The 10,661-nt window shown below is 71.1% G+C and carries 8 protein-coding genes; 5 read left to right on the top strand and 3 right to left on the bottom strand.

Going from position 1 to position 10,661, the window contains the following annotated elements; translation table 11 throughout:
* Positions 1-74: 74 nt before the first annotated feature.
* Complete coding sequence (gene trhA, locus NP777_RS27670; protein ID WP_256652901.1) at positions 75-776, bottom strand: PAQR family membrane homeostasis protein TrhA; 702 nt, start codon at positions 774-776, stop codon at positions 75-77.
* A gap of 253 nt (positions 777-1,029) precedes the next feature.
* Between trhA and NP777_RS27675 the strand changes: the two genes are divergently transcribed.
* Complete coding sequence (locus NP777_RS27675; protein WP_256652902.1) at positions 1,030-2,865, top strand: phosphoenolpyruvate carboxykinase (GTP); 1,836 nt, start codon at positions 1,030-1,032, stop codon at positions 2,863-2,865.
* Between the two features lie 159 nt (positions 2,866-3,024).
* Here the strand turns inward: NP777_RS27675 and NP777_RS27680 are convergent, their stop codons facing one another.
* A complete protein-coding gene (locus tag NP777_RS27680) occupies positions 3,025-3,435 on the bottom strand; it encodes an SCO4983 family protein (RefSeq protein WP_256652903.1) in 411 nt (136 codons plus the stop codon).
* 71 nt (positions 3,436-3,506) lie between these two features.
* Positions 3,507-4,718 carry a pyridoxal phosphate-dependent aminotransferase gene (locus NP777_RS27685; protein ID WP_256652904.1) on the bottom strand — a complete coding sequence of 404 codons (1,212 nt, stop codon included), beginning with the start codon at positions 4,716-4,718 and terminating at the stop codon, positions 3,507-3,509.
* 288 nt (positions 4,719-5,006) lie between these two features.
* Between NP777_RS27685 and NP777_RS27690 the strand changes: the two genes are divergently transcribed.
* The 4 genes from NP777_RS27690 to NP777_RS27705 are packed head-to-tail and all read left to right on the top strand — an operon-like array spanning position 5,007 to position 10,367.
* On the top strand, positions 5,007-6,635 hold the full coding sequence (locus NP777_RS27690; RefSeq protein WP_256652905.1) for an ABC transporter substrate-binding protein: 1,629 nt from the start codon (positions 5,007-5,009) through the stop codon (positions 6,633-6,635).
* A complete protein-coding gene (locus NP777_RS27695; protein ID WP_256652906.1) occupies positions 6,635-7,594 on the top strand; it encodes an ABC transporter permease in 960 nt (319 codons plus the stop codon). The genes NP777_RS27690 and NP777_RS27695 overlap by 1 nt, the downstream gene beginning before the upstream one ends.
* Positions 7,591-8,505: an ABC transporter permease gene (locus NP777_RS27700; RefSeq protein ID WP_256652907.1), complete on the top strand. Its 915-nt coding sequence runs from the start codon at positions 7,591-7,593 to the stop codon at positions 8,503-8,505. The genes NP777_RS27695 and NP777_RS27700 overlap by 4 nt, the downstream gene beginning before the upstream one ends.
* Complete coding sequence (locus tag NP777_RS27705) at positions 8,505-10,367, top strand: dipeptide ABC transporter ATP-binding protein (RefSeq protein ID WP_256652908.1); 1,863 nt, start codon at positions 8,505-8,507, stop codon at positions 10,365-10,367. The genes NP777_RS27700 and NP777_RS27705 overlap by 1 nt, the downstream gene beginning before the upstream one ends.
* Positions 10,368-10,661: the final 294 nt, after the last annotated feature.

The following is a 10,661-nucleotide window of genomic DNA, read 5'->3' on the forward strand; positions in this document are numbered from 1 at the left end:
GACAGTAACTCTCAAAAGGTGTGGGCTGTCAATCGCGAGTTTCCATCGCGAACGTCTACCGGGTGATCGATCGCTCAGGCGTGCTGATAGGCCACCAGGGAGATGCCGACGTAGTGCACGACGAAGGCGGCCAGCGTGAAGCTGTGGAACACCTCGTGGAAGCCGAACCAGCGGGGTGAGGGGTTGGGCCGCTTGGTGCCGTAGATGACCGCGCCCACGCTGTAGAGCAGCCCGCCGACGATGATCAGCGTCATCACGGCGATGCCGCCGGTGCGCAGGAAATCGGGCAGGAAGAAGATGGCCGCCCAGCCCAGCGCGATGTAGCACGGGGTGTACAGCCAGCGCGGGGCGCCGACCCAGAAGACCCGGAAGGCGATTCCGGCGAGCGCCCCGGCCCACACCAGCCACAGCAGCAACTGCTGTTTGCCGTGTGGCAGCAGCAGCAGCGTGAAGGGCGTATAGGTGCCCGCGATGATCAGGAAGATATTGGCGTGGTCCAGCCGCCGCAGCACCGCGGCGGTGCGCGGACCCCAGTTGCCGCGGTGGTAAAGGGCGCTGGTGCCGAACAGCGCGCATGCGGTGAGCGTGTAGATGGCGCAGGCCAGCCGCCCGCGCGGACTGTCGGCGAGGGCCGTCAGCACCACACCCGAGACCAGCACGGCCGGGAACATGGCGGCGTGCAGCCAGCCGCGCAGCATCGGCTTCAGCGGGAGCGGCGGGACCGCTTGGGGCCCTGGGGGATTCTCAACGGCGGCGTCGGGCGCGGCGGCAGTCATGGCGCTCATGCTACCTACGCACCGTAAGTTACCGGTCCATGTCGAGTGGTGATGGTCACCAAGGCGCCCACTGGACAGATGGCCCGTACAGTCGGATGATCAAATGAGCGCGGTCGGCACCGGATGAGCTGAGCATCCGGGTCGCAGCCCCCAAGGGGTAGCTGTCTCCATAATCGGATATGAGTGCACATATCCGTCCAAACCCTCAATCAAGACGCCGGAGCGCGTGCGGCTCCGGCGGGATGGAGCGATCGTGGCGCCCAGCAATGTGGCTTCCTCCCTCACGACCACCCCGAGCCCCACGAACCACCAGGAGCTTGTCTCCTGGGTCGGCGAGATCGCCGCCCTCACCCAGCCGGATCGGGTGGTGTGGTGTGACGGCTCGGAGGCGGAGTACGACCGCCTGAGCGCGGAGCTCGTCGAGAAGGGCACCTTCAAGCGCCTTGACCCGATCAAGCGCCCCAACTCGTACTACGCCGCCTCCGATCCGAGCGATGTGGCGCGCGTCGAGGACCGTACGTTCATATGCTCCGAGAAGGAGGCGGACGCGGGCCCGACGAACCACTGGAAACACCCCGACGAGATGCGTGCCATCTTCGCCGGGGAGCAGGGCGTCTTCCGGGGTTCGATGCGCGGCCGGACCATGTACGTCGTGCCCTTCTGCATGGGCCCGCTCGGCTCGCCGCTGTCCGCGATCGGCGTCGAGATCACCGACTCCGCCTATGTGGCGGTCTCCATGCGCACCATGACCCGCATGGGACAGGAGGTCCTCGACGTCCTCGGGGACGAGGGCTTCTTCGTCAAGGCCGTCCACACCCTCGGCGCCCCGCTGGAGCCGGGCCAGGCCGATGTGCCCTGGCCGTGCAACTCGACCAAGTACATCTCGCACTTCCCGGAGACGCGGGAGATCTGGTCGTACGGCTCCGGCTACGGCGGCAACGCCCTGCTCGGCAAGAAGTGCTACGCCCTGCGCATCGCCTCCGTGATGGCGCGGGACGAGGGCTGGCTCGCCGAGCACATGCTGATCCTCAAGCTCACGCCGCCGCGCGGGGAGGCCAAGTACGTGGCCGCGGCGTTCCCGAGCGCGTGCGGCAAGACCAACCTCGCGATGCTGGAGCCGACCATCCCCGGCTGGACGGTCGAGACGATCGGCGACGACATCGCCTGGATGCGGTTCGGCGAGGACGGCAGGCTGTACGCGATCAACCCCGAGGCGGGCTTCTTCGGTGTCGCGCCCGGCACCGGTGAGCACACCAACGCCAACGCGATGAAGACCCTGTGGGGGAACTCGGTCTTCACCAACGTGGCGCTCACCGACGACGGCGATGTGTGGTGGGAGGGCATGACCGAGGAGCCGCCCGCCCATCTGACCGACTGGAAGGGCAACGACTGGACCCCGGCGAGCGAGACGCCCGCGGCCCACCCCAACGCCCGCTTCACCGTGCCGGCCGGTCAGTGCCCGATCATCGCGCCCGAGTGGGAGGACCCCAAGGGCGTGCCGATCTCGGCGATCCTCTTCGGCGGCCGCCGGGCCAGCGCCGTTCCGCTGGTGACGGAGTCCTTCGACTGGCAGCACGGTGTCTTCCTCGGCGCCAACGTGGCGAGCGAGAAGACCGCCGCGGCCGAGGGCAAGGTCGGCGAGCTGCGCCGCGACCCGTTCGCCATGCTGCCGTTCTGCGGCTACAACATGGGCGACTACATGGCCCATTGGGTGAAGGTCGGCAAGGACGCCGACGCCGCCAAGCTGCCGAAGATCTACTACGTCAACTGGTTCCGCAAGGACGCCGGTGGGCGCTTCGTCTGGCCGGGCTTCGGCGAGAACAGCCGGGTGCTGAAGTGGATCGTCGACCGCCTGGACGGCAAGGCCGAGGGTGTGGAGTCCCCGATCGGGGTGCTGCCGACGCCCGAGGCGCTGGACACCGACGGTCTGGACCTCGACGACGCCTCGCTCGAACTGCTGCTCACGGTCGACAAGGAGGTCTGGCGCGACGAGGCCGGGCTGGTGCCCGACCACCTCAACACCTTCGGTGAGCACACGCCCAAGGAGATGTGGGACGAGTACCACGCGCTGGTGAAGCGCCTGGGCTGAGCCGCCCCGCTCCGCGGACCGGGGCCCGCGCCGGAAAGCGCGGGCCCCGGCGCCCGTACGCCCATCTCACCTCGGCCTCGGCAGAGGCCAGCTCACCCCTCGGCCTCGGCTGAGTGACGGCTCAGGCGGGCCGAGGCCGGTCAGCCGGCCCGGGGCCGCTCAGGCCGCGAGGCCCAGGGCGGTCGCGTGGGAGCGCATGCGCTCGGCCGCCAGCGTCGTGGCCGCCGTGTCGTCGCGGGACGTGGCCACGACCAGGGCCCATCCGGCCAGGGTGTGGGCGCGCTGGTGGAGGGCGGCGATATGCGCCGGGTCCGTGGCCGCCGCCGTGGGTGCCGCGCGCAGCGGGGCGTGGCCGTCGCGCAGGCGGGTGGCCTGCTCGGCGAGGCGCTGCGCGGCGTCGTCGAGGGTGGGGTCCGGGGTGAGGGTGCGCAGCTCGTCCGTCACGGTGAGCAGTGCGGTCAGATGTCCGGCCAGCCGGATGTCCAGCTCTTCCTCGCGGGAGCGGTGCGGGAAGTCGGGCTTGGGCGCGGCCATGCTGTGGACCGACTTGGTGCGGATCGGTTCGTACATGGATGGCCTCCAGGAGATGAGGAGGCCATCCTAACTTAGACTCTGTCTAAAGTTGAGCGGTAACTAAAAGATCAGGGTTGGCCGTATCCGTCCAGGAAGTTTCCGATCCGGGTCACCGCGTCGGCCAGGTCCTTCTTGGCGGGCAGCGTCACGATGCGGAAGTGATCCGGCTCGGGCCAGTTGAACCCCGTGCCGTGGACGATCATGATCTTCTCGGCGCGCAGCAGATCAAGGACCATCTGCCGGTCGTCCTTGATCTTGTAGACCTTGGGGTCCAGCTTGGGGAACGCGTACAGCGCGCCCTTGGGCTTCACGCAGGTGACGCCCGGGATCTGGGTCAGCAGCTCGTACGCCGTGTCCCGCTGCTCCACCAGCCGGCCGCCGGGGAGCACCAGGTCGTTGATCGACTGACGGCCGCCGAGCGCCGTGGCCACCGCGTGCTGCGCCGGCATATTGGCGCACAGCCGCATATTGGCCAGGATGGTCAGCCCCTCCAGATAGCTGGCGGCGTGCGACTTCGGGCCGCAGACCGCGAGCCAGCCGCTGCGGTAGCCCGCCACCCGGTACGCCTTGGAGAGCCCGTTGAAGGTGAGGGTCATCAGGTCCGGGGCGACGGCGGTGGTCGGGGTGTGGGTGGCGCCGTCGTAGAGGATCTTGTCGTAGATCTCGTCGGAGCAGACGATCAGCTGGTGGCGGCGGGCGATGTCGGTGAGGCCGCGCAGGATCTCCTCGCCGTAGACGGCGCCCGTCGGGTTGTTCGGGTTGATGATGACGAGCGCCTTGGTGCGGTCGGTGACCTTGCGCTCGATGTCGGCGAGGTCCGGCAGCCAGTCCGACTGCTCATCGCAGCGGTAGTGGACGGCGGTGCCGCCGGCGAGCGAGACCGCGGCGGTCCACAGCGGATAGTCGGGGGCCGGGACGAGGACCTCGTCGCCGTCGTCCAGCAGACCCTGCATCGACATCTGGATCAGCTCCGAGACGCCGTTGCCGAGGAAGATGTCCTCGACGTCGAGGTTGATGCCCTGGGTCTGGTAGTGCTGCATCACCGCGCGCCGCGCGGACAGCAGGCCCTTGGCGTCGCCGTAGCCATGGGCGTCGCCGAGGTTGCGGAGCATGTCCTCGAGGATCTCCGGGGGGCATTCGAAGCCGAAGGTCGCCGGATTTCCGGTGTTGAGCTTGAGGATGCGGTGTCCTGCCGCCTCCAGCCGCATCGCCTCCTCGAGCACCGGGCCACGGATTTCGTAGCAGACGTTGGCGAGCTTCGTGGACTGGATCACCTGCATGTCGGCAACCATACGGCGGTGTATCCGGGGCCGCTCGGTGTTTTTCACCACGTGGACGGTGTGCGGGGGTGCCGGGCGGTGGGGCCGCGACTCCGTGCGCCGCCCGTGCGCCGCGCCCCGCGCCGGCCGCGCGCCACGCCCAGCACCGCGCTCCGCGCCGGATAACGACTCTGTTTCCGGTGTTAATTTCCGCGAGAGAAGGGTTGGCCTGAACGGGTTGCATGGCTATCGTTCACGCACTTCACCCAATCGTTCCGCTGAACGAATAAGGGAAGGGTGCCCCCGTTCATGTCCCCGTTGTTGTCCGAGATCGCCCACCGCGCAGCCCCCGCCGCGGCCGGGATACCGCGGCGGTCGGTCCTGACCACCGCCGCGGCGGCCGTCGCCGCGCTCGGCGGCTCCGCCGCGCTGACCGGCTGCTCGGGAGCGGCCTCCGCCTCCCCGTCGAGGGCCGTGCCCACCCGCGGCCCGGCCGGGCGGCCCGACCGCGGCGGCACTCTGCGCATCGCCCGGCCGCCCGCCTCCGACGCCGAGACCCTCGACCCCGCGAGCGCGCTGTCCGCGTACGAGTACCTCGGCGCGCTCTACAACCGCCTGGTCCGGATCGCGCCCGACGGCACCGTCGCCCCCGACCTCGCCGAGTCCTGGGAGCCCGACGCCAAGGCGACCACCTGGACCTTCCGGCTGCGCCGCGGCGTCACCTTCCACGACGGCCGCGCCTTCACCTCCGCCGACGCCGCGTACACCCTGCGCCACATCCTCGCCAAGGCGACCGCGTCCCCGCAGGCCCCGGTGCTGTCCCCGCTGGTCGACCCGGGGCGGCTGCGCACCCCCGACGCCCACACCCTCGTCGTCCCCCTGAAGAGCCCGCACGCCGAGTTTCCCAGCCTGCTCACCCACTACAACTGCTACGTCGTGCCCGAGGGCAGCGCGGCCTCCATCGGCCGCACCGGCATCGGCACCGGCCCCTTCCGGCTCGCCTCCTTCACCGCCGCCGGGCCCGGCCGGGTCACCGCCTACGCCGACCACTGGGCCGGGCGCCCGGTCCTGGACGCGATCGACTTCTACACCGTGGCCGATATGCAGGCCCGCTCCAACGCGCTGCTCGCCGGGCAGGTCGATCTGCTCTCCCAGACCAATCTCGACTTCGCCACCGCCCGGGTCATCGCCGCCTCCGACCGCGCCACCATCGCCCGCGCCGAGAACGCCCAGTGGTACGTGCTGCCGATGCTCACCACCGAGAAGCCCTTCACCGATCCACGGGTGCGGCAGGCGATGAAGCTCGCCTACGACCCCGCGCACATCCTGAAGGCCGCACTCCAGGGCGCGGGCACGGCCGGCTGGGACAACCCCGTCCCGCCGAACGACCCCGCCCATATCGCCACCCACCCCGCCCATGACCCCGAGAAGGCCCGCCATCTGCTGAAGCGGGCCGGGCACGAGCGGCTGGCGGTGGACCTCTACACCTCCTCGTACGACCCGATCTTCACGCCCATGGCCCTCGCCTACCAGGAGTCGGCCGGGCGCGCGGGCATCCGGATCCGGGTCAAGACGGCGGCCGCGGACTCGTACTACACCCAGATCTGGATGAAGAAGCCGCTCATGGCCACCTACTGGTACACCGGCCGCCCCGTCGACCAACTCCTCAACCAGGTCTTCCGCGGCGGCTCCTCGTACAACGAGACCGCCTGGTCGGACAAGGAGTTCGACGCGCTGCTCGACCGGGCCCGCCGGGAGATCGACGAGAGCCGCAGGCGCGAGCTGTACGGACAGGCGCAGACGCTCGTCGTCGAGCGGGGCGGGGCGATCACCCCGATGTTCGCCGACCGGCTCGTCGGGATCTCCCGGAAGGTGCGCGGCTACGCCGAGCACGGCTTCGAGTTCGACTATCTGCGCATCGGGCTGAAGGGGGCGTGATGTTCTCCTTCCTCCTCCGCCGTGTGGTCGCCGCGCTCGGCACCCTGCTGCTCTCCTCGGTCATGGTCTTCCTGGCCGTCCAGGCGCTGCCCGGCGATGTCGCCACCCAGGTGCTCGGCCGGGACGCCACCCCCGACGCGGTCGCCGCGCTGCGCGAGCAGATGGGTCTCGACCAGCCCGCCTGGGAGCGGTACGCCGACTGGATCAAGGGCGCGTCGCACGGCGACTTCGGCACCTCGCTGGTCACCACCAAGCCGGTGGGCGGCGAGGTCGCCCAGTACCTCGGCAACTCCGCCCTGATCGCCGTCGTCACCGTCCTCTTCGCGGTCACCGGGTCCGTCGTCCTCGGCGTCGTGGCCGGGCTCTACCGCGACCGCTGGCCGGACCATCTGATCTCCACGGTCAGCCTGGTCGGGATGAGCGTCCCCGAATTCGTCGTGGCCACGGTGCTGGTGCTCGCGTTCTCCGTCACCGTGCCGGTGCTTCCCGCCGTGGTGCTGTACGGGCCGGGGGCCGGGGTCGGGCAGCTGCTCCCGGCGGTGTGGCTGCCCGCCGCCTCGCTCGCGATCGTCATGGCCGCGTACATCGTGCGGATGGCCCGTACCTCGGTGATCGACGTCATGGCGAGCGAATACGTCACGACGGCCCGGCTCAAGGGGCTGACCACCTGGCGCGTGGTAACCCGGCACGCGCTGCCCAGCGCCCTGCTGCCCACGCTGCACGTCATCGCGCTCAATGTGGCGTGGCTGGTGGGCGGCGTCGCCGTGGTCGAGAACGTCTTCAACTATCCCGGCATCGGGAAGCTGATGCTCACCTCCGTGCAGAACCGCGATCTGCCGGTCATCCAGGCCATCGCCCTCATCAGCGCGGTCGTCTACGTGGTCTGCAACCTCGCCGCCGACCTCGGGTCCATGGCCCTCAATCCCAAGCTCCGCACCCGAGGAGGGAGGATCCGATGAGCTCTGTGAAGGAGCCTCTGGGCGTGGCCCCGACATCCGCCGCGGGCCCGGCGCCCGTACGGCCCGGCTTCGCCGCCCGCACCTGGCGCACGGTGCGCTCCTCCCGCCCGGCCGTCGTCGGGCTCGCGATCGTGGCCGTTCATGTGGTGGTCGCGCTGCTCGCCCCGCTGCTCACGCCGTACCACCCCACCACCGGCGACGCCTCGCACGCGCTGCTCGGGCCGAGCGCCGACCACTGGGCGGGCACCGACCAGTACGGGCGTGATGTGCTGACCAGGGTGCTGTACGGCGGGCGGTACGCGCTCGGCGTCTCCGTCACCGCGACCCTCATCACCATCGCCCTCGGCACCGTCCTCGGGTGCGCGGCCGCGCTGCGCGGCGGCTGGCTGGACGATGTGGTCATGCGCGTCCTGGACGCGGTGCTGTCCATCCCCGCGATCCTCGTCCTGCTGGTGATCGTCACCGCGCTGGGCACCGGGTCCTCGGTCATCGTGCTGGCCATCGCCGTCGTCTGCGTTCCCCAGGTGGTGCGGGTGGTGCGGGGCGCCGCGCTCGCCGTCGTGCCGCAGGACTACGTCACCGCGGCACGCGCCCGGGGCGAGGGCACCTGGGCGATCCTGCGGCGCGAGGTGCTGCCCAACATCAGCGATGTGGTGTGCGTCGAGTTCGCGATGCGGGCGTCGTGGGTGGTGCTGCTGATCTCCTCGCTGTCGTTCCTCGGCTTCGGCGCGGATCCGCCCACTCCCGACTGGGGGCTGATGGTCTCGGAGAACCGCACCGCGATCACCGTGGTGCCGATGGCGAGCCTCGCGCCGATCATCGGTCTGGCCACGATGGTGGTCGGGCTCAACCTCGCGGCCGACGGCCTGTCGAAGGCGTGGGGCGTGGACCGGATCAGGGAGGGCGTCTGATGACCACGTCGCCAAAGGCCCCCATCGTGTCGGTGGACACGCTGTCCGTGGCGTACCGCTCGGGCGGGCGCGAGGTGCCCGTCGTCCGGGAGGTGTCGCTCGAGGTGAGCCCCGGCCGGACGCTGGCCCTGGTCGGCGAGTCGGGCAGCGGCAAGTCGACGGTCGCCGCGACGCTTCTGGGGCATCTGCGGCATGGCTCGCGGATCACGGGTGGGCGGGTCGCGGTGGCCGGCGAGGACGTCTTCGCGTTGTCCGCGCGGGAGTTGCGGCGGCTGCGCGGCGGTACGGTCGCGATGGTCGCGCAGAACGCGGGCCAGGCCCTGACGCCGTCCATGCGGATCGGACGGCAGATCGCGGAGGCGGGCGGCGAGGTGCCGGTCGCGGACCTGCTGGAGCAGGTCCGGCTGCCGCACCCGCGCCAACTCGCCCGCCGCTATCCGCACGAACTCTCCGGCGGGCAGCAGCAGCGTGTCGCCATCGCCATGGCGATCGCGGCCCGGCCCAAGGTGCTGGTGCTGGACGAGCCCACGACCGGCCTCGACGTGATCACCCAGCGCGGAGTGCTGGACCTGATCGGCGCCCTCCGTGAGGAACTCGGCCTCGCCGCCGTCCTGGTCAGCCATGACCTGGGCGTGGTCGCGCGGATGGCCGACGAGGTGTGCGTGCTGAGCGCCGGGCGGGTCGTCGAGGCCGCCCCCACCCGGCGGCTCTTCGCCGCCCCCGCCGACCCGTACACCCGCCGGCTGCTGGCCAGCGTCCCGCGCATCGCGGACGCGGGGCTGGCGGTGGTGGGGGAGGACGGTACGCGGGAGATCCGGCCGAGGGCGGACGCGGTGGACGCGGCCGACGCGGTCGATGCCGTCGACGTGGTCGATGTACGGGAGGTGACGATCGACTACGGGGCCAGCCGTGCCGTGGACGGGGTCTCCTTCAGCGTGCGGCGCGGTGAGGTGCTGGCGCTGGTGGGCGAGTCGGGGAGCGGCAAGTCGACGATCGCGTGGTCGCTGGCGGGGTTGCGGGTGCCGTCGGGCGGAACGATGAGGGCCGCGGCTGGGGGCGGCGGGTCGGGCGGCTCGTCCGGCGGTGCGTCAGATGACGGGACCGGTGGCCAGCCCGGTGGCCAGCCCGGTGGCCCGCCCGGCGGCTTGTCCGGCGGCTTGTCCGGCGGTGACGGGGACCTGAGCGCCCCCGCGCGGCGGCGCCCGCTCGCCCTGCGCCGCACCGTCCAGCTCGTCTTCCAGAACGCCGACACCTCGCTCAATCCGCGGCGCTCGGTGGGCGACGCGGTACGGCGGCCGCTGCGCTTCTTCGGTACGGCGGGGTCGCGGGGCGAGGCGGCGTCGCGCGCCCGTCGGCTGATCGCCGACGTCCGCCTCGACCCCGACTTCGCCGACCGACTCCCCGCCCAGCTCTCCGGCGGCCAGCGGCAGCGCATCGGCATCGCGCGGGCGCTGGCCGGTGAGCCCGATCTGCTGATCGCGGACGAGATCACGACGGCGCTGGATGTGTCCGTACAGGCGGATGTGTTGCGGCTGCTGGACGACCTGCGCCGGGAGCGTGCGCTGGCCTGCCTGTTCATCAGCCATGACCTGGCGGTGGTGCGGGGGATCGCGGACCGGGTGGTGGTGCTGTGGCACGGGGTGGTGGTGGAGGAGGGCCCGACGGACGCGGTCTTCGCGGTTCCGGGCCACCCGTATACGAGGGCGCTGATGGCGGCGGCGCTGGAGCCGGATCCGGAAGCGGAGGGGGTGGGGGCGGTGGCGGTGGCCGAGGACTGGGTGGACGCGGCGGAGCCGGGGGCGCTCTGGGACGACTTGGGTGGTGGTCACCGGGTGCGACGCTGGCGGCCGACGGATGGTTAGCCCCCACCCCGCCCCTTCCCGAATTGGGCCTGAGCCCCCTGAGCTTTCGTCGCCAGGCGTGGCCCTGTGGCCGGGTTGTGCCCACCCGTTCCTCCCCCAGCTACCGCTGGGAGGTGCCCCCTCCGCGGAACGATTGCCCACAACCTGCAAGCCCCTCCGGCGATTGAGGAGCGGGGGCCGGGGCGGCGCCTCCGGGTTCAGGGAAGGGCGGGGTGGGGAAGTTGCTCGCCGCACCCACGGCCCCGAGCTGGGGCAACTGCTGTCCTCTGAGTCCGACCACCGCAAGGCCAAGGG

Source organism: Streptomyces rugosispiralis, assembly GCF_024505145.1.
GTDB classification, from domain to species: domain Bacteria; phylum Actinomycetota; class Actinomycetes; order Streptomycetales; family Streptomycetaceae; genus Streptomyces; species Streptomyces rugosispiralis.

Bases quoted from the DNA above. Each gene is read 5' to 3' on its own strand.
- trhA (WP_256652901.1), bottom strand. From the start codon at position 776: ATGACTGCCGCCGCGCCCGACGCCGCCGTTGAGAATCCCCCAGGGCCC.
- NP777_RS27680 (WP_256652903.1), bottom strand. From the start codon at position 3,435: ATGTACGAACCGATCCGCACCAAGTCGGTCCACAGCATGGCCGCGCCC.
- NP777_RS27685 (WP_256652904.1), bottom strand. From the start codon at position 4,718: ATGCAGGTGATCCAGTCCACGAAGCTCGCCAACGTCTGCTACGAAATC.
- NP777_RS27690 (WP_256652905.1), top strand. From the start codon at position 5,007: ATGTCCCCGTTGTTGTCCGAGATCGCCCACCGCGCAGCCCCCGCCGCG.
- NP777_RS27695 (WP_256652906.1), top strand. From the start codon at position 6,635: ATGTTCTCCTTCCTCCTCCGCCGTGTGGTCGCCGCGCTCGGCACCCTG.
- NP777_RS27700 (WP_256652907.1), top strand. From the start codon at position 7,591: ATGAGCTCTGTGAAGGAGCCTCTGGGCGTGGCCCCGACATCCGCCGCG.
- NP777_RS27705 (WP_256652908.1), top strand. From the start codon at position 8,505: ATGACCACGTCGCCAAAGGCCCCCATCGTGTCGGTGGACACGCTGTCC.